The 26,114-nt window shown below is 75.7% G+C and carries 19 protein-coding genes and 1 pseudogene; 11 read left to right on the top strand and 9 right to left on the bottom strand.

What is annotated here, in order from left to right; translation table 11 throughout:
* The 3 genes and pseudogenes from PUR61_RS21235 to PUR61_RS21245 form a co-directional block, all read right to left on the bottom strand.
* A pseudogene (locus PUR61_RS21235) lies at positions 1 to 184 on the bottom strand (hypothetical protein); the annotation flags it as partial.
* A 410-nt stretch (positions 185 to 594) separates the two neighbouring features.
* The gene (locus tag PUR61_RS21240; protein WP_329880762.1) at positions 595 to 3,441 is read right to left on the bottom strand and encodes a helix-turn-helix transcriptional regulator; all 2,847 of its coding nucleotides are present in this window, start codon (positions 3,439 to 3,441) and stop codon (positions 595 to 597) included.
* 162 nt (positions 3,442 to 3,603) lie between these two features.
* Entirely contained in the window at positions 3,604 to 4,302 is a 699-nt protein-coding gene (locus tag PUR61_RS21245; RefSeq protein WP_329880763.1) for a FadR/GntR family transcriptional regulator, read from the bottom strand.
* Positions 4,303 to 5,131: 829 nt separating this feature from the next.
* Between PUR61_RS21245 and PUR61_RS21250 the strand changes: the two genes are divergently transcribed.
* Positions 5,132 to 5,899, top strand: coding sequence for a sugar phosphate isomerase/epimerase family protein (locus PUR61_RS21250; RefSeq protein WP_329880764.1), 768 nt, complete (start codon positions 5,132 to 5,134; stop codon positions 5,897 to 5,899).
* A 202-nt stretch (positions 5,900 to 6,101) separates the two neighbouring features.
* Here the strand turns inward: PUR61_RS21250 and PUR61_RS21255 are convergent, their stop codons facing one another.
* Positions 6,102 to 7,172, bottom strand: coding sequence for a LacI family DNA-binding transcriptional regulator (locus tag PUR61_RS21255; protein WP_329880765.1), 1,071 nt, complete (start codon positions 7,170 to 7,172; stop codon positions 6,102 to 6,104).
* 73 nt (positions 7,173 to 7,245) lie between these two features.
* Between PUR61_RS21255 and PUR61_RS21260 the strand changes: the two genes are divergently transcribed.
* The 4 genes from PUR61_RS21260 (at position 7,246) to PUR61_RS21275 (ending at position 11,686) form a co-directional block, all read left to right on the top strand.
* Positions 7,246 to 8,397 carry a Gfo/Idh/MocA family protein gene (locus tag PUR61_RS21260; RefSeq protein ID WP_329880767.1) on the top strand — a complete coding sequence of 384 codons (1,152 nt, stop codon included), beginning with the start codon at positions 7,246 to 7,248 and terminating at the stop codon, positions 8,395 to 8,397.
* Positions 8,397 to 9,548, top strand: coding sequence for a dihydrodipicolinate synthase family protein (locus PUR61_RS21265; RefSeq protein WP_443035212.1), 1,152 nt, complete (start codon positions 8,397 to 8,399; stop codon positions 9,546 to 9,548). Before PUR61_RS21260 ends, PUR61_RS21265 begins: the two co-directional genes overlap by 1 nt.
* 171 nt (positions 9,549 to 9,719) lie before the next feature.
* Positions 9,720 to 10,601, top strand: a complete 882-nt coding sequence (locus PUR61_RS21270; RefSeq protein ID WP_329880769.1) for a sugar phosphate isomerase/epimerase family protein — start codon at positions 9,720 to 9,722, stop codon at positions 10,599 to 10,601.
* Positions 10,598 to 11,686: a glycerate kinase gene (locus PUR61_RS21275; protein WP_329880771.1), complete on the top strand. Its 1,089-nt coding sequence runs from the start codon at positions 10,598 to 10,600 to the stop codon at positions 11,684 to 11,686. Before PUR61_RS21270 ends, PUR61_RS21275 begins: the two co-directional genes overlap by 4 nt.
* A gap of 530 nt (positions 11,687 to 12,216) precedes the next feature.
* On the opposite strand, the gene PUR61_RS21280 is transcribed toward PUR61_RS21275, so the two are convergent.
* The gene (locus tag PUR61_RS21280; RefSeq protein WP_329880772.1) at positions 12,217 to 12,525 is read right to left on the bottom strand and encodes a DUF4193 domain-containing protein; all 309 of its coding nucleotides are present in this window, start codon (positions 12,523 to 12,525) and stop codon (positions 12,217 to 12,219) included.
* A 460-nt stretch (positions 12,526 to 12,985) separates the two neighbouring features.
* Between PUR61_RS21280 and PUR61_RS21285 the strand changes: the two genes are divergently transcribed.
* A complete protein-coding gene (locus PUR61_RS21285; RefSeq protein ID WP_329880774.1) occupies positions 12,986 to 14,059 on the top strand; it encodes a phosphotriesterase family protein in 1,074 nt (357 codons plus the stop codon).
* Entirely contained in the window at positions 14,056 to 15,126 is a 1,071-nt protein-coding gene (locus tag PUR61_RS21290) for a phosphotriesterase family protein (RefSeq protein WP_329880776.1), read from the top strand. Before PUR61_RS21285 ends, PUR61_RS21290 begins: the two co-directional genes overlap by 4 nt.
* An 87-nt stretch (positions 15,127 to 15,213) precedes the next feature.
* Here PUR61_RS21290 and PUR61_RS21295 read toward each other — a convergent pair whose 3' ends face one another.
* The 4 genes from PUR61_RS21295 to PUR61_RS21310 all read right to left on the bottom strand — a co-directional run bounded on the left by PUR61_RS21295 (position 15,214) and on the right by PUR61_RS21310 (position 18,557).
* Positions 15,214 to 16,005, bottom strand: coding sequence for a shikimate dehydrogenase family protein (locus PUR61_RS21295; protein WP_329880778.1), 792 nt, complete (start codon positions 16,003 to 16,005; stop codon positions 15,214 to 15,216).
* 1 nt (position 16,006) lies between these two features.
* Positions 16,007 to 17,032 carry a 3-dehydroquinate synthase family protein gene (locus PUR61_RS21300; RefSeq protein WP_329880792.1) on the bottom strand — a complete coding sequence of 342 codons (1,026 nt, stop codon included), beginning with the start codon at positions 17,030 to 17,032 and terminating at the stop codon, positions 16,007 to 16,009.
* Between the two features lie 152 nt (positions 17,033 to 17,184).
* Positions 17,185 to 18,120, bottom strand: coding sequence for an ROK family protein (locus PUR61_RS21305; RefSeq protein WP_329880780.1), 936 nt, complete (start codon positions 18,118 to 18,120; stop codon positions 17,185 to 17,187).
* Entirely contained in the window at positions 18,120 to 18,557 is a 438-nt protein-coding gene (locus PUR61_RS21310; protein ID WP_329880782.1) for a type II 3-dehydroquinate dehydratase, read from the bottom strand. Before PUR61_RS21310 ends, PUR61_RS21305 begins: the two co-directional genes overlap by 1 nt.
* 164 nt (positions 18,558 to 18,721) lie before the next feature.
* Between PUR61_RS21310 and PUR61_RS21315 the strand changes: the two genes are divergently transcribed.
* The 4 genes from PUR61_RS21315 to PUR61_RS21330 all read left to right on the top strand — a co-directional run.
* Entirely contained in the window at positions 18,722 to 19,888 is a 1,167-nt protein-coding gene (locus tag PUR61_RS21315) for a DegT/DnrJ/EryC1/StrS family aminotransferase (RefSeq protein ID WP_329880784.1), read from the top strand.
* Between the two features lie 29 nt (positions 19,889 to 19,917).
* Positions 19,918 to 20,991: a Gfo/Idh/MocA family protein gene (locus PUR61_RS21320; protein WP_329880786.1), complete on the top strand. Its 1,074-nt coding sequence runs from the start codon at positions 19,918 to 19,920 to the stop codon at positions 20,989 to 20,991.
* Positions 20,992 to 21,134: 143 nt separating this feature from the next.
* Positions 21,135 to 21,839, top strand: a complete 705-nt coding sequence (locus tag PUR61_RS21325) for an HAD-IA family hydrolase (protein WP_329880788.1) — start codon at positions 21,135 to 21,137, stop codon at positions 21,837 to 21,839.
* A 716-nt stretch (positions 21,840 to 22,555) separates the two neighbouring features.
* A partial coding sequence (locus tag PUR61_RS21330) for an AMP-binding protein (RefSeq protein WP_329880789.1) occupies positions 22,556 to 26,114 on the top strand: 3,559 nt, incomplete at its 3' end.

Below are 26,114 nucleotides of genomic sequence, written 5' to 3' on the forward strand. Positions count from 1 at the left end.
ACTCGTCCACCAGGGCCTTGACCTTGGTGTCCTGGCCGATCCAGTAGGGCATCGACCAGAACGTGACGGTGGTGGGCCCGGCGGACTCCGAGGACCCGCCGCCGGAGGCGCAGGCCGAGGCGGCGAGGGCGACGGCGGAGGTCAGTGAGACGGCGGCGGCGAGTCTACGGCGGAGTGGTGCCATGGGTGGGTCTCCTTGTGCTGCGCGGGCTACGGCTCGGTGCGGCCGCCCCGGTGTGTGCGGGGGCAGGGACTGGGGGTCCGGTACGGCGTGGTGCGGCGTTGGAGCGCCGCCGGGATCACCGACCTCACGCGTAACGTATGCGATATACGAAATGAACGCCAGTGTCTGTTGCCGTTTCGTTCTCATGACGAGACCGGACCTCCGCCGGCCCCCGGCCGCGGTCCGGGACGGCCGCGACCGCCCCGGAGAGGGCGGCCCGGCATGATCAGCTCATCCGCGCGATCGGTAGGTAATCAATCAGGGGCGGTACCTGCATGCGGGCCGGCGCCGGGCAGCGCCCGGCCCGTCACCGCACCCGGTCGGCTCGGCGCACCGCGGCGGGAAGGGCCGTCGGGCCGGGCCGCAGGCCGTCAGGCCGGGCCGTTGCGCACCGCCTCGCGCGTGGTCCGGAGCTTGAGCAGCACCTTGGCGACGTGCTGCTCCACGGTCCGGGGCGACAGGAAGAGCGCGGCGGCGATGTCCTTGTTGGTGGCGCCGTCGCCCAGCAGCCGGGCGACCTGCTGCTCGCGCGGGGACAACTCGTCGCCGTAGCCCGCCCTGCCCCGGGACTGCGGGCGGGACTGGCCCAGGGCGAGCAGCAGGTGCCGGCAGCGGGCGGAGTCGGTGGTCGCGCCGAGCCGGTCGTGGACGCCGACGGCCCGCGTCAGCCGCTGCACGGCCTCGGCGGGGTGGAGGCCGGCCAGGGCCTGCGCGGCCTGCTCGTCGGCCAGCGCCGCGTGGTACGGCCGTCCGATGCCGGACCACTGCAGCCGGGCCCGGTCGAAGTGCTGCGCGGCCTGCGTCCGATCCTCGCGGGCGGCGAGCAGGCCGCGGCACAGGTACTGCTCGGCGACCGCCCCGGGGGCGTCCAGGCCCTCGACGCCCGCCCCGTGGTCCTCGACGAGCGCCGCAGCCGTGCGGTCGTCGCCCCGCTGCAGGGCGGTCTCCACGGCCACCGGCACCAGGCCCAAGGCGTAGACCCACTCCTCCTTGCGCGGCAGCAGCGGCAGGTAGGCGCCCACCGTGCTCCAGGCCGCGCCCGCGTCCCCCCGGGCCAGCTGGATCCGGGCCAGGCCGGCCGCGGCGCCGAGCGCGTTGACGTTCATCCGCGCACCGTCCCGGGTCAGTACGCGGTCGAAGCGCTCGACCGCCCGCGAGACCCGCCCACGGGCCGCGGCCATGACGCCCTCCGCGGTGGCGAGCAGGTCGTCGACCGCGAGCGGCTCGTCGACGTACTCCGCGAGGAAGGCCGCGTACCGCTCGTCCCAGTGCGCCCACTCGCCGGCCAGCCAGGACAGCAGCAGCCGGTAGGAGCGGCAGTGCACGATCAGCGCGTGCGCGTGGTGGTGGCGGGAGAGCGCGAGCGCCTCCTCGGTGCAGTCCGCGGCGCGGGCGTCCTGACCGAGGCAGATCCCGACCTCGGCGGTGTTGACCAGGGCCCGCGCGGTGTGCCGGACCACCTCCGGGTCGTCGTCGGTCCGGGGCAGCCCGGCCAGCAGCCCGGCCGCCTCGCGGCGGCCCTGCGCGGCCAGGACGGTGACCCGGTTCGCGGCCACCGAGGCGTGGACGGCCCGGTCGGGACTGTCCGCGATGGTGGCGGCGGCGCGGTCCAGCCAGGCCCGCTGCTCGGCGGCGGAGAACCGGCTGGTCTCCCACATGGCGAGCAGCGACATGGCGCGCGCGGCCTGCTCCGGCCGGCGCCCCTCCAACTCCTCGACGGCCCGCTCGATCTCCGCCTCGCCCGAGGGGTCCGCCGCCTGGTTGAGCAGCATCAGTCCGAGGTCGAGCCGGATCTCACCACGGGCCGCCACCGGGAGGCCCGGACCGGCCACGATCCGGCGCAGCGTGGCGATCGTCCGGGTGTACTCGACGGTGTCCCAGGCGGTCCGGGCCAGGGCGAGCGCGGCGCGGGCGTGCAGGGCGGACGGCAGCCGGGGCTCGTCCAGCACCTGGTGCAGCAGGGCCGCCGCGGTTCCCCGGTCGCCGAGCGCCACGGCCCGGTCCGCCGCCGCCATCGCGCGGTCCAGCCAGACCGCGGTGTCCCCGAGGGCGCGGGCGTGATGGGAGATCTGGACCAGTGGCGGCTCAGGCAGCGCCTCCAGGACGTCCAGGACCCGCCGGTGGAGCCGGTGCCGCACCGGGCCGGGGAGGTTGTCGTACTGGGCCTGCCGGCCGAGCACGTGGGCGAAGCCGTAGCTGTCCGGGCCGTACTCGCGCAGCACCGAGGCCGCCAGCGCCGCGAGCAGCGCCTCGCCGGCGGCCCCCGGCGGCAGCCCGGCGCAGTCCGCCAGCAGCTGCTCGCCGGCCGGGACGGCGAGCACGGCGGAGACGTTCACCAGCGCCACGGCCTCCGGCGAAAGCTGGTCGATGCGTTCCGCGAACACCTCCCGCAGGCTGCGGGGCACCCCGAGCGCGCCGTCCCCGAGCCGCGCACCGAGGGTGATGAGGTCCTCCTCGATGACCAGCGGCAGACCCTCGCTGCGCTCCACCAGGGTGTGGAGGAGCCCGGGGGTGGCCGCCTCGGCCAGGACGGAACGTGCCATCGCCCGCAGGTCGTCCGGGGACAGGCGGGGGAGGGCGAGCTCGGCGCCCCCGGTGCCCGGCGGGCGCCGGAACGCCGCACCGAGCACCGGACCGCGTCCGGGGACGTCCCTGGCCCGGTAGGTGAGCACGAGTGCGGTGTCGGCGGGCAGGTCCCGGCCCAGCAGCAGGAGCAGTTCCCGGGTGGCCTCGTCGGCCCAGTGCACGTCCTCGACCACCAGCACCACCGGGGCGATCGCCGCCAGTACGACCCGCACCCCCCGGGCCACCAGGTCGCGCGGGGCGCTCTGTCCGGACGGCCACGGCTGGGCGGGCGGCAGCCGGTCGGCGAGTTCGGGCAGCAGCACCGCGAGCACCCCGGCGGGGGCGTCCAGCCGGCCCGCCCCCGGCATCCAGGGACCGGACCGGCGCAGCGCCTCCACCACCGGACCGAAGGCCAGCGGCTCGCGCAGCGGGTGGCAGCTGCCGGTCACCACGCGCACGCCCTCGCCGCGCAGTTCGTCGACGGCCTCGGCGACCAGCCGCGACTTCCCGATGCCGGCCTCGCCCTCGACCAGGACCACCGACGGCCGCGCGCGTGCGGCGCCCAGCAGGGCCCCCAGCTCGCGCTCCCGCCCGACGAAGGGGGGTGCCTTCCTCCGGGACGCGTCGCCTGCCGCGCCGGTCTGCGTCGTCATCCGCCGGGTTCCCTCCTGCGCCGTTCCCGGTTCGGGCCAAGCCGATTCCAAACTAGTGCCGTCGCCCGGGGCGCCGCCGGGCGGCGCGGCACCGGAGGGCGCAGGGTCACCCCGGGTCGGTCGGCCGGCTGCGGGCGTGCCCGGGGCGGGCCCCCGTCGGGGTCAGCGGTCCTCGCCGGAGCCGGTCCGCAGGTGGGCGCGCAGCCAGTTCTCCGTGGTGGTGACGTGGATCAGGGCGGCGGCCTGGGCGAGCGGCGCCTCCCGGGCGGCCAGGGCCCGGTGGATCGCCTCGTGTTCGGCGATGGCCTGATCCGCCGCGTCCTCGTCGACCAGGCCGCGCCAGACACGGGCGCGCAGCGTGCGGCCGGAGATCCCCTCCAGCACGGTCGTGAGGGTCTCGTTGCCGGTGGCGGTGACGACCGTGCGGTGGAAGGCGGCGTCGTGCAGGTTCAGACGCTCGGGGTCGCTGCGAAACTGCCGCATCGCGTCGAGGTGGCCGGCCAGTTCGGCGAGGGCCGCGTCGTCGATCCGGGTCGCGGCGAGCGCGGTGGCGGCGGGTTCGAGGAGGCGGCGGGTCTCGATGAGCTCCAACAGCGTGTCACCGCTCAGCAGTTCAACGGCGCTGGAGAGGTTCTCCAGGAGCACGCCGGGAGCCAGGCTGGTCACGTAGGTGCCGTCGCCGCGCCGGATGTCGAGCACCCTCGACACGGCGAGGGCCTTGACGGCCTCGCGCATGAGGTTGCGGGACAGACCGAGTTCGGCGGCGAGCTGCTGTTCGGGCGGCAGCTTGGCCCCGGGGGGCAGCGCGCCGGAGCGGATCAGCTCGCGGATCCGGGCGATGGCCATGTCGGTCAGTGACACGTGCGGGCTCCTGGGCGACGGGGGTTTCGCATGCTGGGCGGACGGGGGCGCTGCTGGTCCGCCCCGGCTATCAGAGCACACCACCGGGGCCGGCCCTCCGCCGGCCGCCGCTCGCCGGTCGGCGCCCCGCGCGTGTGACCCAGCCTAGTAGACATCCCATCAATCCTGTCCACCTTTGGATATCTCCTCCGATCGTCACCCGCCAAGTGACCGGATGGACAAGTATGGTTTTGGTTTCTTCGGCGAGAGTCTGGACAGGTAGGGCGCCTTTGCCTGACAGTTCATCCCATGTCCAGGCCGCTCCGGTGCGGCTGATCGGACGAAACTCCGCATGGCGCCAGTGCGGGAGCACCGAGGACCGGGTCATCGAGTACGTCGACCACCTCCACGAGCACGTCACCGTCCCGCATCGACGCCGTCCGCACCGCGCTCGACCTCGGCGTCGACGACTTCCACGGCGCCCCCTACCGCGGCGCCACCCGGGGCTGATCGCGGCTCGGCCGGGATCAGCCGCCCCGGACACCGTTCCGCAGGCCGGCATCCTCCGCACCGCCTCACCCCCCGCACAGCCGCAACCCCGAATCCCGAATCCCGAACCGAGCGGAGCAGCCATGACCAACACCGACGTACCGCACCACCCGGTGCTGGACGACCGCCTCGCCACAGGCACCGGCCGGCGGGACTTCCTCGGCGGACGGGTGTGACGGCGCCGCTCGGGTCGGCTGCGCTAGGCTTTGCCGGTAACCGCTTTCCTTCGCCCGGGCCGACCGGCCCGCACACAGCCGGCGGGCGCCTCCGAGGACAGCCCCCGCCGCCCCGAGAGGTCGAGATGCGACTGGCACTGAGCACCCTGGGCACACCCGGTCTGTCGCCGGCCGACGCGGTCGGCCTGGCCCGGAGGTTCGGCCTGGACGGGCTGGAACTGCGGCTGCACCCGGACACCGGCGTGCACGCCGGCCTCGGCGCCGCCGAACGGGCTGCCGTCGTCCGGACCCTGGGAACCCTCACCCCGTTCTGCCTGTCCGGGTACGTCCGGATCTGCGAGCCGGGGGACGACGGGCCCGTGATCGAGGCGCTGCGGGCCGACCTGCGCCTCGCGCGGGACCTCGGGGCGGACTTCGTCCGGGTGTTCCCCGGCGGCGGGGACCTCGACGCCGGGGCGCGCAGACTGTCCGCGGTCGCGGACGAGGGGCCGCGCGTGCTGGTCGAGACGCACGACGCGCTGCCCACCGGCGCCGCCGTCGCGGCGCTCCTGGCGCGTGCGCCGCACGCCGGCGCGATCTGGGACCTGCTGCACCCCTGGCGGCACGGCGAGGAGCCCGCGGAGACCCTGCGGCGGCTCGGGGACCGGCTGGCGTGCGTCCAGATCAAGGACGCCGCCTCGACCGACGACACGACGCCCGTCCCCCTCGGGGAGGGGTTCGTCCCGCTGGCCGCCGCTCGCGGGCTGCTCGACGGGTTCGGGGGCTGGGTGTCGCTGGAGTGGGAGCGGACCTGGTACCCGGGGATCCCCCCGGTCGAGGACATCCTGCCCGGGGCGCTGGACTGGGTCGCGGGCCGGGGCCCGGGCGCCGGGGGTTCCCGCCGCGTGCGGTGAGCCCGCCGGGCGCGTGGGGCGCGACGCGCGCCCGGGCGCCGTCCGTCGCGGCGCCGTCCGTCGCGGGGCCGTCCGTCGCGGGGCCGTCCGGACCTCGGCGGCGCCGTGCCGTTCCCGCCGTGCCGTTCCCTCGTGCGGTCCCCGCTGTGCCGTTCCCTCGTGCGGTCCCCGCCGTGCCGTTCCCGCCGCGCGGCCGGGGGCCTCACTCCGGGGCCGCGTCGCCTGCCGGTCCGGTGCTGTCGCGTGCCACCAGTGCCACGCCGAGAGGTGCCTGCCGTGCCGGTGAGGCCCCGTCCGCGATCAGTTGGACGGCGCGCTCCCCGGCCTGTTCCAGCGGCAGCCGGACCGTGGTCAGTGACGGCCGGAGGTCCACCGCGAACGGCACGTCGTCGAAGCCGATGACGGAGACCTCGCTCGGGACGGCCCTGCCGAGGTCGTCCTGGAGCGCCGTGAGCACCCCGGCCGCCATGACGTCGTTGAGGGCGAGGACCGCCGTGACGTCGGGTTCGGCGGCGAACAGTCCGAGTGTCGCGTCCCGCCCGCCCGACCGGGTGAAGTCGGTGAACACCACCCTGGTGTCCGGGAGTTCGCCGCCGAGCCGGGACCATGCCGCCCTGATCCCGGCCAGTCGCCGGTGGACGGTCACCAGGTTCGCGGGCCCGGCGACCACGCCGATCCGGCGGTGGCCGAGCCGCCACAGTTCGGTCGCCGCGCGTTCGGCTCCGCCGCCGTGGTCGAGCGGGACGAACGGTTCGATGCCCCGTTCCCCGATGCAGGCGACCCGTCCGCCGTCCGCCCGGAACGCGTCCAGCTCCGCCGTGAACCGCTCCGTGAGTCCGGGGTCGACGACGCCGCTCCCCGCGATCAGCAGGGCCCGGGCCCGTTGGGCCCGCAGGTTCCGCACGTACTCGATCTCCAGCTCCGGGTCGCCGAACGTCGCGGCGATCATGACCATCAGCCGGTGCCGCTTGGCGCCGCGCATCGCACCGGCGGCGATGGCCCCGAAGTACGGGTCCGCGATGTCGTGCACGAGCAGGCCGACCACGGAGGTCGAGGACCGGGCGAGGGCCTGGGCCGGGGCGTTGGACACGTAGCCGAGGTCGCGGGCGGCGCCCTCCACCTTGCGGCGGAGCTCCTCGCCCACCGTCCGGGGCCCGCCGTGGAGCACCCGCGAGGCCGTGGCGATCGAGACCCCGGCGTGCTCGGCGACGCGCTGGAGGGTCACGGCTCCGGTGGAGCGCTTGGCGCGGGTGGTTGACCTCGGGTTCGGCATGCTCGTAACGTACAGCGCGGTAAGCGCTTACCCAGAATTCCCCGCTCCCGCCCCCAGGCCGAAGGAACCCGCCATGCCCCGCAGAGTCATCGGAATCGTCATGAACGGCGTCACCGGCCGGATGGGCTACCGCCAGCACCTGGTCCGTTCGATCCTCGCCATCCGCGACCAGGGCGGTCTGCCGCTCGGCGACGGCGAGGTGCTCTGGCCCGAGCCGATCCTGGTCGGCCGCAGCGCCCACAAGCTCAAGGAGCTCGCCGACCGCCACGGCCTCGACCACTGGACCACCTCGCTCGACGAGGCACTCGCCCACCCGCTCGCCGAGATCTACTTCGACGCCCAGGTCACCACCGCCCGCGAGAGCGCGCTGCGCGCGGCGATCGCCGCCGGCAAGCACGTCTACACCGAGAAGCCCACCGCCGAGTCCCTCGACGCGGCCCTCGAACTGGCCGCCCTCGCCCGCACCGCCGGCGTGTGCAACGGCGCCGTGCAGGACAAGCTCTTCCTCCCCGGCCTGCTCAAGCTCAAGCGCCTGCTGGACGGCGGCTTCTTCGGCCGGGTCCTCTCCGTGCGCGGCGAGTTCGGCTACTGGGTCTTCGAGGGCGACTGGCAGGACGCCCAGCGCCCGTCCTGGAACTACCGCGCCGAGGACGGCGGCGGCATGGTCCTCGACATGTTCCCGCACTGGCGCTACGTGCTGGACAACCTCGTCGCCCCCGTCCGCTCTGTCTACGCGCACACCGCCACCCACGTCCCGCAGCGCGTCGACGAGCAGGGCCGGCCGTACCGGGCGACCGCGGACGACGCCGCGTACGGCATCTTCGAACTGGAGGGCGGCATCACCGCCCAGATCAACTCCTCCTGGGCGGTGCGGGTCGACCGCGACGAACTGGTCGAGTTCCAGATCGACGGCACCGAGGGCAGCGCGGTGGCGGGCCTGCGCAACTGCCGCTTCCAGCACCGCGCCGCCACCCCCAAGCCGGTCTGGAACCCGGACCTGCCGGCCACCGAGCCGTTCCGCGACCAGTGGCAGCAGGTCCCGGACAACGGCGAGTTCGACAACGGCTTCAAGATCCAGTGGGAGCTGTTCCTGCGCCACGTGGCCACCGGTTCGGAGTACCGGTGGGACCTCCTGGAGGGCGCCAAGGGCGTCCAGCTCGCCGAACTCGGCCTGCGCTCCGCCCGCGAGGGCCGCCGCCTCGACGTCCCCGCCCTGGAGATCTGATGCCCACCCACCTCGACCTGCCCGGCCTCGGTCGCCACCGGATGTCCGAGCCCGCCCCGCTGCCCGCCGCCATGACGCCCGTGACCTCCCGCGTCGTGTACGCCGCCGCCCACGTCGTCGCCGACCCGCTCGGCCCCAACGCCCCCGGCGCACCCGCCGCCGTCGACTGGGACACCACCCTCGCCTTCCGCCGCCACCTGTGGTCCCTGGGCCTCGGCGTCGCCGACGCCATGGACACCGCCCAGCGCGGCATGGGCCTCGACTGGCCGGCCACCCGCGAGCTGATCACCCGCTCCGGCGCCGAGGCCCGCGCCACCGGCGGACGGCTCGCCTGCGGCGTCGGCACCGACCAGCTCGCCCCCGGCACGCACACCCTCGACACGATCACCGCGGCCTACGAGGAACAGCTCGCCGTCGTCGAGGACGCCGGCGCCCGGCCGATCCTCATGGCCAGCCGCGCCCTCGCCCGCACCGCCCGGGGCGCCGACGACTACCTCCGGGTCTACGGGGACCTGATAGCCCGGTCCGCCCGCCCGGTGATCCTGCACTGGCTGGGCGAGATGTTCGACCCGGCCCTGACCGGCTACTGGGGCTCACCCGACCTCGACACCGCCACCGCCACCGTCCTGACCCTGATCGCGAGCGCCCCCGACCGGATCGACGGCATCAAGGTCTCCCTGCTTGACGCCGACCGCGAGATCGCGCTGCGCCGCGCCCTTCCCTCCGGTGTACGCCTCTACACCGGCGACGACTTCAACTACCCGGCCCTGATCCGCGGCGACGAACTCGGCCACAGCGACGCCCTGCTGGGCGTCTTCGACCCCATCGCCCCGGTCGCCGCGGCCGCGCTGCGCGCCCTGGACGCCGGCGATCTCGACCGCTACGACGCCCTGTTCGCGCCGACCCTGCCGCTCGCCCGGCACCTGTTCGCCGCGCCGACCTACCACTACAAGACCGGCATTGTCCTCCTCGCCTGGCTCGCCGGCCACCAGGACCACTTCACCATGGTCGGCGGCGCCCAGGCGGCCCGGTCGGTGCCGCACCTCGTGGAACTGTTCCGGCTCGCCGACACCGCGGGCGTCCTGCCCGATCCGGAGCTCGCCGCCGACCGCATGCGGCGCTTCCTCTCCGTGGCGGTCGGCACCCGCTGACCGGCACCCGCTGACCGGCCCCGCTGACCGGCCCCGCTGACCGGCGTCCGCACCCCCGGGCCCGGGCCCGGCACTTCCCCGGAAGGCCGTCCCGCGCCCGAACGGCCGTCCCTCGCCCCGAGGGGCGGCCACCCGCCCTCCCCGCCCCCCGCACGGAAGGATCCCGGCACCGTGACCGGACCCTCGCCCCTGTCGCACGACCCGCGCGTCTCCCGCGACCCGCGCCTGTCGCGGCTCTCGCTCAACCAGATCACCACCCAGCAGTGGACCCTCCCCGAGGCCGTCCGGGGCTGCGTGGACGCCGGCATCCCGGCGATCGGCCTCTGGCGGGACAAGGTCGCCGACACCGGCCTCGCCCGCTCCGCGAAACTCTGCCGGGACGCCGGCCTCGCCGTCAGCAGCCTCTGCCGCGGCGGCTTCCTCACCGCCACCGACCCCCACGAGCGGCGCGCCGCCCTCGCCGACAACCTCCAGGCCGTCGAGGAAGCCGCCGAACTCGGCACCGACACCCTGGTCATGGTCGTCGGCGGCCTGCCCGCCGGCAGCCGCGACCTCGCCGGCGCCCGTACCGCCGTCGCCGACATGATCGCCGAACTCGCTCCCCACGCAGGGGACTTCGGTGTCCGACTCGCCCTCGAACCGCTGCACCCGATGTTCTGCGCCGACCGGGCCGTCCTCTCCACCCTCGGCCAGGCCCTCGACCTCGCCGAACCGCACCCCGCGACCCAGGTCGGCGTGGTCGTCGACAGCTACCACGTCTGGTGGGACCCCCAGCTCCCCGCCCAGATCGAACGCGCCGGCCGGACCGGACGGATCGCCTCCTACCAGGTCTGCGACTGGACCCTGCCGCTCCCCGCCGACGCCCTGCTCGGCCGCGGCCACGTCGGCGACGGCCACATCGACTTCCGCACCCTCACCGACCAGGTCACCGCCGCCGGACACACCGGCTGGATCGAGGTCGAGATCTTCAACCAGCAGATCTGGGACACCCCCGGCGAGCAGACCCTGCAGACCCTCGTCGAACGCCACCTCGCCCACGTGGCCCGACCGTGAGAGTCCTCCTCGCGCCCGACTCCTTCAAAGGCACCGTCACCGCCGCCGACGCCGCCCGGGCCCTGGCCGACGGCTGGCACTCCGTCCGCCCCGACGACGACCTCCTGCCCCTGCCGATGGCCGACGGCGGCGAAGGCACCCTCGACGCGGTGACCGCCGCCCACCCCGCCGCCACCGTTCACGACGTCCCCCGCTGCACCGGACCGGACGGCACGCCCGTCACCGGCCGCTACGCCCTCCTCCCGGACGGCACCGCCCTCGTCGAGCTCGCCACCGCCAGCGGCCTCCCCCTCCTCGGCGGCAGGCTCGCCCCCCTCGGCGCCACCACCCGCGGAACCGGCGAGGCGATCGCCGCCGCCCTGGACGCCGGCGCCACCGCACTGACCGTGGCCCTCGGCGGCTCCGCCTCCACCGACGGCGGGGCCGGACTCCTGGCCGCCCTCGGGCTGCGTGTCACCGCCCGCTCCGGAGCCCGACTGCCCGACGGCGGCGGCGCCCTCGCCACCGCCGGACACCTCGACACCCGGCTACTGCGCCCCGCCCCGCCCGGCGGTGTCCGCCTGCTCACCGACGTCACCAACCCGCTGCTCGGCCCGCACGGGGCAGCAGCCGTCTACGGGCCGCAGAAAGGCGCCGGACCGGCCGAGACCGCCCTCCTGGAACGCGGCCTGCGCCGGTACGCCGACCTCCTCGGCGGCGACCCCGACCGGCCGGGGGCCGGCGCCGCAGGCGGCACCGCGTACGGGCTCGCCACCGTCTGGAACGCCCGCATCGAGCCCGGCGCGGCGGCTCTCGCGGACCTCCTCGGGCTCGACGCCGCCCTCGCCGCGGCCGACCTCGTCATCACCGGCGAGGGCCGCTTCGACGCCACCAGCCTGCTCGGCAAGGCGGTGGGGGAGGTGATCACCCGCGCCGATCGTGCCGCCGTCCCCGTCCGCGTGGTCGCCGGCGACTCCACCGACGCCCGCGCGCTCACCCTGGTCTCGCTCGCCGGCGACACCACCGACGCCTGCCGCCGGGCCACCCACTGGCTGTACCGGGCCGGCGCGCACCTGGCCCGTTCCGTCGGCGCGGCAGGCGGTTGAAGCGGTCACCGCGCCGGCCGCGTACGTGCCCCGGGGGACCAGGCCCGGAGCGCCGGGCCTGCGGCCCCTCCCGACACCGACCGCGCCGCCGGGGCGGTCGGCGTCGGATCCGCGCCCGCGCCGGCGCCCGGCCCGCCCTCGGAGACACCGGTGACCCGGCCAACTGGTCTGCCCTCGAAGGGATCCGGCTCCACCCGTCGCTCTCCGAGGCCCACGACTGCGTCGAGGCCGACACCCGCTCGCGCTCGCCGAAGGCCGCCACGTCGAGGCCGGGGAGCGGGGCCGAACAGCTCTCCGGCAGGCGTTCTCGGGCGACGGCTCGTCGGCGCAGGCGTCGTTGCCGGCCGTGGAGGGCTGTGGGCGGCTGTGGGGGCTTCCGACCCTTCGGTCGCGAAGTCCCTTATCAATCAAGCCAGTTGATCGGTGGTGCACCGACGACCCCGGTGATGTCCTCCACCCGGACCGGGACTGTTCGGAGGTGCGGCGGATCGCTGACGGTCACTTCGGTCCGCGCGCTCGACGCCCGTCGGTCACTCGTCGGCGGGCGAGCAGTCCAGACAGACCGGCCGTCCGCCCTCCTCGCCCGCGAAGCGGCTTCGGTGGTGGACCATGAAGCACCGCGAACACGTGAACTCGTCCCCTTGTACGGGCACCACCCGGACCGTGAGCTCCTCCCCGGAGAGATCGGCCCCCGGCAGTTCCACGGACTCCGCCTCCTCCGACACGTCGACGTCGGACGCGTTGCTCGACCGGGCGGCACGCTGCCTCTTGAGCTCCTCGACGCTTTCCACCTCCTCCTCGTCACTGTTCGTACGCGGGGCGTCGTAGTCGGTTGCCACTGCTGCACCTTCCGTCACGTCGGGGCCGGCACACGCGGACACCGGTTCTGGGTTTGCGACGCCATCACTATGGACCCTCGTACGGATCTCAGCCACTGGAGTCCCGCGTGTTGGCCGCGAATGCGCTCTTTCGCGGCGTCCGGACCGCCGGCCGGCCGCCTTCGCCGGTTCCCCCGCCACGGCTTCGGGTCGACCGGGGGCCGGCGGGCCCGCAGCTCCGTGACGCGACGTGCAACTCGACTGTGGGGGCGGCGTATTCGAGTTGGCCGTGGGGGATCCAGGGGGCGAGGTGGTGGCCGCGGGTGAGTCGGGTGCCGCCGATCAGGGCTCTCCGGTGCCGCCGGGGGGGCGGGGTTGCCGGTGTGCCGCATCCGGTCGAGGGGCCGATGATGCCGCTGTGGGGGGACGGTGTCCGCAGAAAGATATACGATGACCTATCTCATCCACTATGCTGCGTCGCGTGCCCAACTCCGAGCCCGTACACACGACGACGGCCGACCGAGCGCCGCGAGGAATGGTCGTCACCGTCGCCGGTGAGATCGCACCGGACGCCCTCGGCGCGGTGCTCCCCCGCGAACACCTCCTGGGGGACTTCACCTCCCCGGCCGGCCGCGCGAGCCGCCGACCGCCCTACCGGACGCAGTTCTACCGGGCCCCGCTGACCATGGCGTCGCTCGGCGAGATCGCCATGGGCGCACCCAACCGGGACAACCTGCTGCTCGACGACCGGGACGTGGCGGTGGCCGAGGCCGCGGCCCTCCGCAGCGCCGGCGGCGGCACCCTGGTGGACGTCACCACCCCCGATCTCGGCCGCGACCCGGCCGGGCTCCGCCGCATCGCCGAGGCATCGGGCCTGCACGTCGTCATGGGAGCCGGGCGCCACCACCCCGCGCGTACCGACGGGTCCCGCGAGGCCGAGCCCCTCGTCGAGGAGATCGTCCGGGACCTCACCGAGGGCGTGGACGGCGTGCGGGCGGGCGTCATCGGCGCGTTGGCCGCGCTCGACCCCGCCGACGCCGCCGAGCGCGCCGTCCTGGTGGCGGCCGCGCGGGCGTCGGCGGCCACGGGCGCACCGGTCTCGCTCACCCGCTCCGCCGACCCCGCCGTCCAGCAGCGCGTGCTCGACCTGCTGGCCGAGGAGGGCGCGGACCTCGCACGGGTCGCCGTGGGCCACTGCGATCCGCTGTCCCCCCACCCCGACGACCTCGAACCGCTGCTCGCGCGCGGGGTGTTCGTCCAGTTCGACCGGCTCGGCCTGCTGCCCTCGGTCCACAGCGTGTCCGACGACCAGGACGTCGCCGCCGCGGTGCTCGACCTCGCCCGCCGGGGCCGGGCCGGGCAGGTGCTGCTGTCGCAGGGCGTCCGCGCCAAGGCGCAGCTGCTCGCCCACGGGGGCGGCGGATACGGCTTCGTCCTGCGGCAGTTCGCGCCGTACCTGCGGATGGTCGGCGCCGACGACGCTCTCGTGGAGACCCTCACCGTGCAAAACCCCCGCCGCTTCCTCACCACCCCGGCCCGGAGGGCAGACTCGTGAGCCGCTACCCCTTCGAGATTCCCGACCTCGCCGGCCGGGTCCTCACCGTCGCCGGGCCCGTCGACCCGTCGGTGCTCGGCACCACGCTCATGCACGAACACCTCTTCGTGGACCTGCGGCGCCCGCCCGGCGCCCGGCGGCCGGGTGAGGACGCCCCGGAGGCCGCCGAGCCGCTCACCCTCGCCAACCTCGCCCGCACCCGGCACGGGGCGCCGAACGCCGACAACGACGTCCTGGACGACCCGGAGGAGATCCTCCCCGAGGTGCTGGCCTTCGTCGAGGCCGGCGGGTCCACCATCGTCGAGGTGTCCCCGATCGGCCTGGGGCGGGACCCGCTCGCGCTGCTGCGGCTGTCGCGCGCCGGCGGGCTCCACGTCGTCATGGGAGGCGGCTGGTACACCACGGCCTTCCACCCGGCCGACATGGCCGCTCGCACCGTCGACGAACTCGCCGACGTCCTCGTGCGGGACGTCGTGCTCGGGGCCGACGGCACCGGCGTCCGCTCGGGCGTCATCGGCGAGATCGGCGCGGAGAGCGTGCCGCTGACCGACGGCGAGCTCAAGAGCGTGCGCGCGAGCGGACGCGCCTCCAGGATCACCGGAGCCCCCGTGACCTTCCACGTCGGCGGTGTCGGCGAGGACAGGTTCCGGGTGCTCGACATCCTGGAGGAGGAGGGCGTGGCCCCGTCGAACGTGGTGCTGGGCCACGCGGCGGACGTCCTCGCGGACCCGGCCTTCGGTGAACGGCTGCTCGCCCGGGGCGTGTTCGTCGAGTTCGACTTCCTGGCCTCGCCCGGCAGCCCGTGGGGGCACCTCGTCCTGATGAGCGATCACAAGACCGCGCGCGGGATCGCCGGCCTCGTCGACCGGGGCTACGCGGGGCAGATCGTCCTCGGCCACGACGTGTGCCAGAAGATCCAGCTGAAGAAGTACGGCGGCAAGGGGTTCGACTACATCCCGCGCCACTTCCTGCCCGCGCTCCGCAGGCTGGGGGTGGGGGAGGAGGCCCTCCACGCGATCATGGTCGACAATCCGGCCCGCGCGCTCGCCTTCGCGAAACCGCAGTGAGCGGGGCCGGGACCGGGGGCCCGGGGTCGGCCACCGGCCCCGGGGAGTCCCCCGTCCCCCCGCCGTCGGGCGCCCCGGGCGGGCGGATCAGGTGGGGAGGCGGAAGAAGGTGCGGTAGAGGGGGAGTTGCTGGTCCAGCATGTGGATGCCGGGGTGGGTGGGACGGCCGAGAGCCGCGGCGGCCCGCAGGAGCGGCGTCTCGGCGGGGGTCATGATGATGTCGGCGACGAGCGCGGTCGGGGGGAGCAGCGCCGGGTCGAACGGGAGGGGGTCGGCCGGGTCGAGGCCGAGCGGGGTGGCGTTGACGGCGAGGTCCGTGGACGCGCCCACGGCGGCGGCCGCGGCGACGCGGTCGGGCCACCGGGCGCCGAGCCGCTCCAGGAGGGCGTCGAGGCGGCCCCGGTCCGGATCGGTGACGGTGAGCGAGGCCGCTCCCCCGGCGAGCAGGGCGGCGGCGATGGCGAGCCCCGCGCCGCCGGCGCCGGCGAGGGCGACGCGGAGCCCGGCGGGGTCGTGACCCCGGGCGGCGAGGCCGCGGACGAACCCCGCGCCGTCGAAGTTGTCGCCGTACCAGCGGCCGTCAGGCTCCCGGCGCAGGGCGTTGGTGCTGCCCAGGAGGGTGGCGGTGTCGCTGAGTTCGTCGGCGTGCGCGCACATCGCCAGCTTGTGCGGGACGGTCACCAGCAGCCCGTCGAGGTTGGCCGTCGCCTTGAGCCCGCGCACGACGTCGTCGAGCCGGTCCGCCGGGGCGTGCACGGGGACGAGCACGGCGTCCACGCCGCTGTCGGCGAAGAGCGGGTTGAGCAGGGCGGGCGCCTTGGCCTGGGCGATCGGGTCGCCGAGGACGGCGAACAGCCGGGTGCGGCCGGAGATCGACACGTCAGACCCCCTCGGCGCGGGCGCGCGGCATGGCGTCCAGGGTGCGGGCGACGAGCGGTTCGGGGACGTCGCGGACGAGTTCGGCGCCGTGCGGGCCGTCGAGGACGAACGAGAGGCCGTCGACGGCCTTCTTGTCCAGCCGCATCAGGGCGATCAGTTCGCCGGTGCCGACCTCCGGCGGCAGGGCGGTGGGCAGCCCGTAGTGGGCGACCACGTCGTGGTGCTCGGCGACCCGTTCGGGGCGGATCCGCCCGAGCGCGCCGGCCAGCCGGCCCGCGAAGACCGTGCCGACGGCGACCGCCTCGCCGTGCCGCAGCCGGAAGTCGGTGGCGCGTTCGAGGGCGTGGCCCAGGGTGTGGCCGTAGTTGAGGATGTGCCGCAGCCCGGCGTCGCGTTCGTCGGCGGCCACCACGGCGGCCTTCCGGGCGATGCTCGCGGCGATCTGTTCCTCCAGCGGCAGGTGGCGCAGGTCCCCGGCGCCGATGAAGTGGCAACGGGCGATCTCTCCGTAGCCGTTGATCCGTTCGCGCGGGGGCAGGGTGGCGAGGTAGTCAGTGTCGCAGAGGACGGCGGAGGGCTGCCAGTAGGCGCCCACGAGGTTCTTGCCCTCCGGGAGGTTGACGGCGGTCTTGCCGCCGACGCTGGCGTCGACCTGGGCCAGCAGCGACGTGGGCAGGTGCACCACGGGCACGCCCCGGTGGTAGAGCGCGGCGGCGAGCCCGACCGCGTCCGTCGTGGTGCCGCCGCCGCAGGAGACGACGGCGTCCGCCCGGCCCAGGCCGAACGCGGTGAAGCGGCTGCACAGTTCGGCGACCCAGGCGAGGGACTTGCCCTCCTCGCCGTCCTTCGCGGCGATCACCAGGGTGTCGAGACCGGTGTCGGGCAGCCACTCGGGGGGCCGGGCGCTCACCACGGCGACCCGGCGGGCGCCGATCCCCGCGAGGACGCCGGCCAGCCGGTGGCGGGCGCCGGGGCCGATGAGGACCGGGTAGCCGCGTTCGCCCAGCTCCACGTCGATGCGCCGCAGCCCGCCGTCCTCGCGGACCCGGCCGCCGTGGGTGCCGGGGGCGCCGTGGGTGCCGGGGGCGCCCGGCCTGTCGCCGGCGCCGCCCGGGTCAGCCCCCGGGTCAGCCCCCGGGTCCGTGTCCGGGTGCGGGCGGTCCGCCGTCCCTGTCGTGGTCAACTCGGCTCTCCCAGTGGTTGTCGGCGCGCCAGCGCGACGGCGCCGTGCAGTGAGGACAGCCCGCCGAGCGCGGCGGGGCGGATCGCGGGGGCGGGGCCGCCCGGGCGGGCCAGTGCGGCGGCGTGGGCCTCCACCCGCGCGGCGAAGCCGGGCAGTCCGTCGGCGAAACCGCCACCCACCACGGTCAGTTCGGGGTGGAACAGCTCGGCGAGCGACACGGCCGCCGCCGCCAGTGCGGAGCACGTCTCCTCGACAGCCTCCTCCGCCCAGGGCTCGCCCCCGGCGAGCGCGGCCCGCAGCTCGGCGAACCCGACGGGGGCGCCGCGCAGCAGCGCCGCGCGCCGCAGGGTGGCGGGACCGGAGGCGGTGGCCTGGAGGCAGCCGTGGCGCCCGCAGTCGCAGCGCGGACCCCCGCGGTCGACGATCAGGTGCCCCGCCTCGCAGGATCCGCGCGACGGTCCGGGCAGGGGCGCGCCCCGGTGGACGACGCCGCCGCCGACGCCCGTCCCGACGCCTAGGTAGACGAGGTGGTCGCGCCCGGCGTGCACGGCCTCGGCGAGCGCGGCGAGGTCGCCGTCGTCCGCCCAGCCGACGGTGGCGGCGGGGAAGAGCTCCCGCAGGGCCGGGGCGAGGCCGAAGTCCTCCCAGCCGGGGCGTCCCGGCCAGGCGAGGACCCGGCCGTCCGGACCGACGGTGGCGGGCATCGCGACCCCGACCGCGGCGAAGTCGCCGCCCCACCGCTCGCGCAGCCGGGCGACCGCGTCGGCCAGCGCGGCCCAGTCCGCGGCAGCCCCCCGCGCCTCGGGCCAGGGCAGGACGGCCTCCTCCGTGCGGACCGGCCCGCCGGGCGCGCCGCCCTCGGCGCGCAGCGCCACCTTCGTCCCGCCGACATCGATGCCGAGCAGGCCCCGGGCGGCGGTCGCGGCGCCCATCAGGACTCCGGCACCTTGGCCAGCAGCGCCTGGGCGGCGAGACGGTAGCCGAGCGAGCCGAGGCCGACGATCACGCCCGAGGCGAGCGGCGCCAGCACCGACTCGTGCCGGAAGGTCTCGCGCGCCCAGACGTTCGACAGGTGCACCTCGACGAAGGGCCGCGGGTAGGCGGCCAGCGCGTCGCGCAGGCTCCAGCCGGCGATCATCAGCGCGCCCGGGTTCACGATCGCCCCGACGGTGTCGTACGAGTCCTGCACCGCCTCGATCAGCTGTCCCTCGGACTCGCGCTGGACGGAGGTGACCTTCCAGCCCCGGCCGGCCACCTCGGCGGCCACGGCCGCCTCGATGTCCGCCAGGGTGTCGGTGCCGTAGACCTCCGGCTCGCGGCGGCCGAGAATCCCGAGATTGGGACCGTTCAGCAATAGCAGTTCGCTCATATTCCGGTTATAGCAGTGTGTGCCTCACCGGAACGCGGAACCCGGTCCCCGTGATGCAGGACAAGGGCTTTGTAGGGGGGTGTGTAGGGGAGGTGACGGGCTCGCTTTTCCTGGGTTAGCGTGCCGTTCCACGGTCCCCCCGAAACGAAAGGCTGCGCGGAATTATGAGCGCCAAAGGACGTCCGGCCCCGGAGTTCCCGGTCTGGCCGCAGTTTGACGAGGCCGAGCGCGAAGGACTGATCAGGGCCCTGGAGCAGGGCCAGTGGTGGCGCATGGGCGGCAAGGAGGTCGACACCTTCGAGCAGGAGTTCGCCGACTACCACGGTGCCGAGCGCGCGCTCGCCGTCACCAACGGCACCCACGCGCTGGAGGTCGCCCTCCAGGTGCTGGGCGTGGGCCCGGGCAGCGAGGTCATCGTGCCCGCCTTCACCTTCATCTCCTCCTCGCAGGCCGCCCAGCGGCTCGGCGCCGTCGCGGTGCCGGTCGACGTCGACCTCGACACCTACAACCTGAGCCCCGAGGCGGCGGCCGCCGCGATCACCCCGCGGACCCGGGCGATCATGCCCGTCCACATCGCCGGCCAGATCGCCGACATGGACGCCCTCGGCAAGCTGTCCGCCGACACCGGCGTGCCGATCGTGCAGGACGCCGCGCACGCCCACGGCGCCCGCTGGCAGGGCCGTCGGGTCGGCGAGCTCGGCTCCATCGCCGCGTTCAGCTTCCAGAACGGCAAGCTGATGACGGCCGGCGAAGGCGGCGCCGTCACCTTCCCCGAGACCGCGCAGTACGAGGAGGCGTTCCTGCGGCACAGCTGCGGCCGGCCCCCGACGGACCGGAAGTACTTCCACCAGACCTCCGGCTCCAACTTCCGGCTGAACGAGTTCTCCGCGAGCGTTCTGCGCGCCCAGCTCGCCCGCCTCGACGGCCAGATCGCCGTCCGGGAGGAGCGCTCCAAGCTGCTCAGGAGCCTGCTGGAGGAGATCCCCGGCGTGGTGCCGCAGGGCCGCGACGAGCGCGCCGACCGCGTCCCGCACTACATGGCGATGTTCCGGGTGCCCGGCCTGAGCGAGGAGCGGCGCGACGCGCTGGTGGACGACCTGATCGCCCGCGGCCTGCCCGCCTTCGTCGTCTTCCGCGCGATCTACCGCTCGGACGGCTTCTGGGAGACGGCCGCGCCCGACTTCACCGTCGACGAGCTGGCCCGGGCCTGCCCCAACAGCGAGGCGCTCACCACCGAGGGCATCTGGCTGCACCACCGCACCCTGCTCGCCGGGGAGCAGCAGATCGAGGACGCCGCCCAGATCATCTCCGACGCCCTGGCCGCGGTGTGAGCGCGGCACCGCGGGATCCGGGAGCGCCGGTGCGGGTGGCCGTCGTCGGCCTCGGCTGGGCGGGCCGCACGATCTGGCTGCCCCGTCTGGCGGCGCACCCGGCGTTCCGGGTCACCGCCGTCGTCGAGCCGGGCCCCGTCGCGGCGGAGCACGTCCCGGAGGGCGCCGAACTCCTCGCCGACGCCGACCTGCTCGGCCCGGACGTGGACCTCGCCGTCGTCGCGGTGCCCAACCACCTGCACACCCCGGTCGCCGAACGGCTGCTGGCCCGCGGCATCCCGGTGTTCCTGGAGAAGCCGGTCTGCCTCAGCGCCGCCGAGGCCGACCGGCTGGCCGCCGCCGAGCGGGCGGGCGGGGCCGTCCTGCTGGCGGGCAGCGCCGCCCGCTACCGGGAGGACGTCTCCGCCCTCATCGAGGTGGCGGCGGAGATCGGCCCGATCCGCCACGTGGACCTCGCGTGGGTCCGCGCCAGCGGCGTCCCCGACGCCGGCGGCTGGTTCACCAGCCGCCGGCACTCCGGGGGCGGCGCGCTGGTCGACCTCGGCTGGCACCTGCTCGACACCGCCGCGACCGTGCTCGGCGGCCCGGTCCGGTTCCTGGACGTGCTCGGCTCGGTCTCCGCCGACTTCGTCAACGACGGCGCGCGGAGCGCCGGCTGGCGCGGCACGGAGGGACCGGACGGCGAGGGCGACGTCGAGGACACCGCCCGGGGCTTCCTCACCACCGACACCGGTGTCTCGGTGGCGGTACGGGCGAGCTGGGCCTCGCACGAGCCCGTCGACACCACCCGGATCACCGTGGAGGGAGCCACCGGCTCCGCCACCCTGGTCTGCACCTTCGGTTTCAGCCCCAACCGCCGCGTCCCGCGGCTCACCCGGACCCGCGACGGCGTCACCACCGACGTCCCGCTGCACCGCGAGTCCGTCGGCGCCGAGTACGTGCGCCAGCTCGACGCCCTGCCCGCCCTGCTCGCCGACCCGGCCTCGCGCGGCGCGGCCGTGACCCAGGCCCACTACACGATCTCGGTCATCGAACGGCTCTACGCGGGGGCCCGCGCCCCACGGCCGCGGCTCGCCGACGAGGCCACCGCGCTCGCCGTCTGACCGGCGCCGAGCCGTCGGCACCGACCCACCGGAGCCGCCCCACGCCCCGGCCCCCGGGGGCCGTGCCCACCCCGCCGGTCCGCGCGGGCCGGGGCGTCAGGCCCGGTCACCCGTCCGGGCCGCCCACTTCCCATGGAGACCCCATGCCGAGCAACCAGCCCGCAGCCACCGCCCCCGACGCCCGCGCGCTCGCCGCGTTCTCCCCGGTCCGCGCGGTGGTCTTCGACCTCGACGGCGTCATCGTCGACAGCTTCGACGTGATGCGCCGGGCGTTCCTGACCGCCTACGACGAGGTGGTCGGCGACGGCCGGCCGCCGTTCGAGGAGTACTGCCGCCACCTGGGCCGCTACTTCCCCGACATCATGCGCATCATGGGGCTGCCCCTCGAACTGGAGGAGCCCTTCGTCCGGGAGAGTTATCGCCTCGCCCACCAGGTCACCGTGCACGAGGGAGTGCGCGAGCTGCTCGCCGAACTCAACCGGCGCGGCATCCGGCTGGCGGTGGCCACCGGGAAGAGCGGCCCCCGGGCCCGCTCGCTGCTCGACCAGCTCGGCCTGCTGCACCACTTCGACCACGTGCTCGGCTCCGACGAGGTCGCCCGGGCCAAGCCCGCCCCCGACATCGTGCTGCGCGCCCTGGAACTGCTGCGCCTCCCGGCCGGGCAGGCCGTCATGATCGGTGACGCCGTGACCGACCTGGCGAGCGCCCGGGGCGCCGGGGTCGGCGCGATAGCCGCCCTGTGGGGGGAGACCGACGAGCCGGCGCTCCTCGCGGAGCGGCCCGACGCCGTGCTGCGCCGCCCCGACGAACTGCTCGCCCTGCTGCCCGAACCCGCCCCGGCCCACTGACACCCGCCCACTGACACCCGCCCACTGGCCTCGGCCCACCGACCCCGGCCCGACGGGGCGGGTCCCCGGTGAGCAGGCCCGCAGAACAGACCCCGCCGAGCCCGTCCGCCGGACTCGGCCGCCGGACCCGGCGCCCGCCGAGCGCCGGACCCGCCGGACCCGGAACCCCTCCGGGTCCGGTCCGCCGACCGGCGGTCCGTCCACCGGTCCCGGCGGGTCCCGGCCGACGGTGGCCCGTCCTCGTCCCCGTCCCCGGCCAGGCCCCGCCGAGGCTCCCTCCCGGCCCGGACCGCCCACCCGCCCCGCCGAGCGCAGGCTCGGCGGGGCGGCGTCGTTCCCGGCCACCCGCCCACCCGGACACCCGCGGCCCGCCTCCGCCGCCGTCCCCCGCCGTCCCCCGCCGTCCCCCGGCGCCCGCCTGCGCCCGCCCGCCGCCCGCGTGGCCGCTGCGAATAGGGACCGTATAGGGGGTCGGTTAGGGGCGGCCCGAGGCCCCCGCCGGACGAGACTGTGACGGGCGGGAATTCGCGTACGGCCTCCCAGGACCGGCCGCGCGGCAATTCACCGCCCCCTTTTCCGAGAAGTAATCCGGCTTTCGTCAGCCCGCCCGTTCCGCCCGGCGGAAAACGGAAATCCCCGCACCATTCCCGGCGCCGTCCGGCCGGAACACACCGGGGTACCCGCACCCGACCGACCCGACGTAAGGAAGTGACGGCATGTTGCGCACCGAGCTGATCCGGCCGCTGCCCGAACTGCTGGCCGAGCACGCCCGCGACAGCTCGGACAAGACCGCGTTCCGCGACGCGGTCCGAGGCGTGACCTACGCCGAGCTCCACGACCGCACCGGCCGGATCGCCGGACACCTCGCCGAGCTGCGCCTCCAACCGGGCGACCGGGCGGCGATCCTGCTCGGCAACAGCGTCGAGGTCGTGGAGAGCTACTTCGGCGTGCTCCGGGCCGGTGCCATCGCCGTCCCGCTCAACCCGCACGCCACCGAGACCGAGCTCGCCCACCTCCTCGACGACAGCGGCGCCCGCGTGGTGATCACCGACGCGGCCCGGGCCGGCGCCCTGGAGGCCCTCGCGCGCGGCCGGGCCGACCTGCGGGTGATCGTGACCGGCGACGGCCCCGTCCCGGCCGGCGCCCTCTCCTTCGAGACCCTCGCCACCACCGCGCCCGCCACCCCCGCGCGCGACGACCTCGGGCTGGACGACCCCGCCTGGATGCTCTACACCTCCGGCACCACCGGCCGCCCCAAGGGCGTCCTCTCCACCCAGCGCAACTGCCTCTGGTCGGTCGCCGCCTGCTACGTGCCCGTGCCCGGCCTCAGCGCCGAGGACCGGGTGGTGTGGCCGCTGCCGCTCTTCCACAGCCTCTCCCACATCGCGTGCGTGCTGAGCGTCACCGCGGTCGGCGCCACCGCCCGCATCCTCGACGGGTTCGCCGCGCAGGACGTCCTGGAGGCCGTGCGCGAGGAGTCCGCGACCTTCCTGGCGGGCGTGCCCACCATGTACCAGCAACTGGTGCGCGCCGCCCGCGAGGACGGCTTCTCCGCGCCGGCCCTGCGGATGTGCCTGGTCGGCGGCGCCATGACGACCGCCGCGCTGCGCCGCTCCTTCGAGGAGGCGTTCGGCGCGCCCCTCATCGACGCCTACGGGTCCACCGAGACCTGCGGCTCGATCACCGTCAACTGGCCCACCGGCGCCCGCGTCGAGGGCTCCTGCGGCCTGCCCGTGCCCGGCCTCGGCGTGCGGCTCGTCGACGTCGAGACCGGCCTCGACGCCGCCGACGGCGAGGAGGGCGAGGTCTGGGTGCGCGGCCCGAGCGTCATGCTCGGCTACCACAACCAGCCCGAGGCCACCGAGCAGGCGCTGCGCGGCGGTTGGTACCACACCGGGGACCTCGCCCGGCGCGACGAATCCGGCTACTTCACCATCACCGGCCGGATCAAGGAACTGATCATCCGCGGCGGGGAGAACATCCACCCGGCCGAGGTCGAGGAGGTGCTGCGGGGCGTCGCCGGTGTCGCGGACGTCGCCGTCGTCGGCAAGCCCCACGAGGTACTGGGCGAGGTCCCGGTGGCCTTCCTGGTGCCCGGCCCCGGCGGCCTCGACCCGGAGGCCCTGCTGGCCGCCTGCCGCGAACGGCTCTCGTACTTCAAGGTCCCCGAGGAGCTGTACGAGACCGACCGCATCCCGCGGACCGCCTCCGGCAAGATCACCCGTCACGTCCTGCTCGACGCGCCCGCCCGGCTCCGGGCCGCCGGCGGCAGCCACTACGAGCACCTGTTCCGCGTCGACTGGCTGCCGCTCTCCTCCGTCCCCGGTGCCCGCCCGGCCACCAGCACCTGGGCCGTGCTCGGCACGGACGGCTTCGGCCTGGGTGACGCCCTCGGCGCAGGCGCCGCGCACCGCGACCCCGCCTCGCTGGCCGCCGCCGACCCGCTCCCCGACGTCGCCCTGCTCGGCTGCGGCGCGGGCCTGCGCAAGCCCGGTCCGCTCGCCGCCGACGTCGAGGACGCCGTGCGGCGGCTCGACCGGCAGCTCGAAGCCTGGCTCGCCGAGGAGCGGCTGTCCGACACCCGGCTCGTCGTCGTCACCCGCGGCGCCGTCGCCGACGGCGCCATCGACCTCGTCCAGGCCCCGCTCTGGGGCGTGGTCCGCGCCGCCCAGGCCGAGCACCCCGGCCGGTTCGTCCTCGTCGACCTCGACGCCGAGGAGACCGCCGCCGCCGCGCTGGCCGACGCCGTCGCCTCCGGCGAGCCGCAACTCGTCATCCGCTCCGGAGTCCCGCTGAGGCCGCGCGCCGCCCGGGTGTCGGCCGCGCTCGCCCACGGCGAGCCCCCGGCCCGCTTCGACCCGCGCCGCGCCGTGCTGGTCACCGGTGCCGACGGGGCGACCGCCGCCGCGGTCGCCCGCCACCTCGTCTCCGGGCGGGGCGTGCGCCGCGTCCTGCTGACCAGCACCCACGGCCCCGACGACCGGGCCGCCGCCGAACTCGCCGCCCGGCTCACCGAATCGGGCGCCGACGTCACCCTCACCGCCGTCGACCCCGCCGACCGCGACGCCCTCGCCGCCTACGTCGCGGCCCCCGGCGTCCGCTTCAACGCCGTCGTCCACACCCCCGGCGCCGCGTTCCCCGGGCTCGCGGCCACCCTCGCCGCGGCGATCAACCTGCACGACCTGACCGCCGCCGCGGACCTCTCCGCCTTCGTGGTGTACACGCCCGCCGCCGGCCTGCTCGGCGCGCCCGGCGCCGACGGGGAGGCCGCCGCGGCGGCGTTCCTCGACGCGCTCGTCCGCCACCGGGTCCAGCGCGGCCTGCCCGGCCTCGCCCTCGGCACCGGTCCCGCCGACGGCGACGGGCGGACCGTGCCGCCGGGCCTCGGCCGGCTCACCGCCCAGGAGAGCGCGGCGGCGTTCGACGCCGCCCACCTGGCCGACCACACCTCGCTCCTGCTGCTCCGGCTCGACGCGGAGGGGCTGGACGCCCTCGCCCCGCCGGACGTTCCGGCCCTGCTGCGCGACCTCATCGACGCCCCGGCCGGTCCGCGCACCCCCGACAGCGCGACCGCCGCCGCACTGCGCCGCCGCCTGTCCGGCCGGTCCGCCGCCGACCGGCAGCGGGACCTGCTCGACCTCGTTCTCGCGGAGACCGCCCAGCTCGCCTCCGACCGCCCGGACGCGATCCGGCCCGACGGCCCGTTCAAGGACCTCGGTTTCACCTCCGCCACCGCCGTCGACCTGCGCGGGCGTCTCACCGCGGCCACCGGCCTGCGGCTCCCTGCCACCCTCGCCTTCGACCACCCCACCCCGACCGCCGTCGCGGCCTTCCTCCTCACCGTGCTGACCGGCAAGCCCGCCGCCGCCCGGCCCGTCCCCGTGCCGCGCACCGCGCCGCCGGCCGACGACCCCGTCGTCATCGTCGGGGCGGCCTGCCGGCTGCCCGGCGGCGTCGGCTCCCCGGCCGACCTGTGGCGGCTGGTCAGCGAGGGCACCGACGCGATCACCCCGTTCCCCCGTGACCGGGGGTGGGACCTCGACGCCCTCTACGACCCGGACCCGACCGTCCCCGGCACCTCCTACGCGCGCCACGGCGGTTTCCTGCACGACGCCGGCGAGTTCGACGCCGCCTTCTTCGGGATCTCGCCGCGTGAGGCGCTGGCGACGGATCCGCAGCAGCGGTTGCTGCTGGAGACGTCCTGGGAACTGCTGGAGCGGGCGGGCATCGACCCGACGTCGCTGAAGGGGCAGCCGGTCGGCGTGTACGCCGGTC

It is taken from the genome of Streptomyces sp. BE20 (assembly GCF_036322525.1).
Taxonomy (GTDB): domain Bacteria; phylum Actinomycetota; class Actinomycetes; order Streptomycetales; family Streptomycetaceae; genus Kitasatospora.

What these genes read in the sequence shown, in the direction of transcription:
- PUR61_RS21240 (WP_329880762.1), bottom strand. Translation starts at nt 3,441, where the DNA reads ATGACGACGCAGACCGGCGCGGCAGGCGACGCGTCCCGGAGGAAGGCA.
- PUR61_RS21250 (WP_329880764.1), top strand. Translation starts at nt 5,132, where the DNA reads ATGCGACTGGCACTGAGCACCCTGGGCACACCCGGTCTGTCGCCGGCC.
- PUR61_RS21255 (WP_329880765.1), bottom strand. Translation starts at nt 7,172, where the DNA reads ATGCCGAACCCGAGGTCAACCACCCGCGCCAAGCGCTCCACCGGAGCC.
- PUR61_RS21260 (WP_329880767.1), top strand. Translation starts at nt 7,246, where the DNA reads ATGCCCCGCAGAGTCATCGGAATCGTCATGAACGGCGTCACCGGCCGG.
- PUR61_RS21265 (WP_443035212.1), top strand. Translation starts at nt 8,397, where the DNA reads ATGCCCACCCACCTCGACCTGCCCGGCCTCGGTCGCCACCGGATGTCC.
- PUR61_RS21305 (WP_329880780.1), bottom strand. Translation starts at nt 18,120, where the DNA reads ATGGGCGCCGCGACCGCCGCCCGGGGCCTGCTCGGCATCGATGTCGGC.
- PUR61_RS21310 (WP_329880782.1), bottom strand. Translation starts at nt 18,557, where the DNA reads ATGAGCGAACTGCTATTGCTGAACGGTCCCAATCTCGGGATTCTCGGC.
- PUR61_RS21315 (WP_329880784.1), top strand. Translation starts at nt 18,722, where the DNA reads ATGAGCGCCAAAGGACGTCCGGCCCCGGAGTTCCCGGTCTGGCCGCAG.
- PUR61_RS21325 (WP_329880788.1), top strand. Translation starts at nt 21,135, where the DNA reads ATGCCGAGCAACCAGCCCGCAGCCACCGCCCCCGACGCCCGCGCGCTC.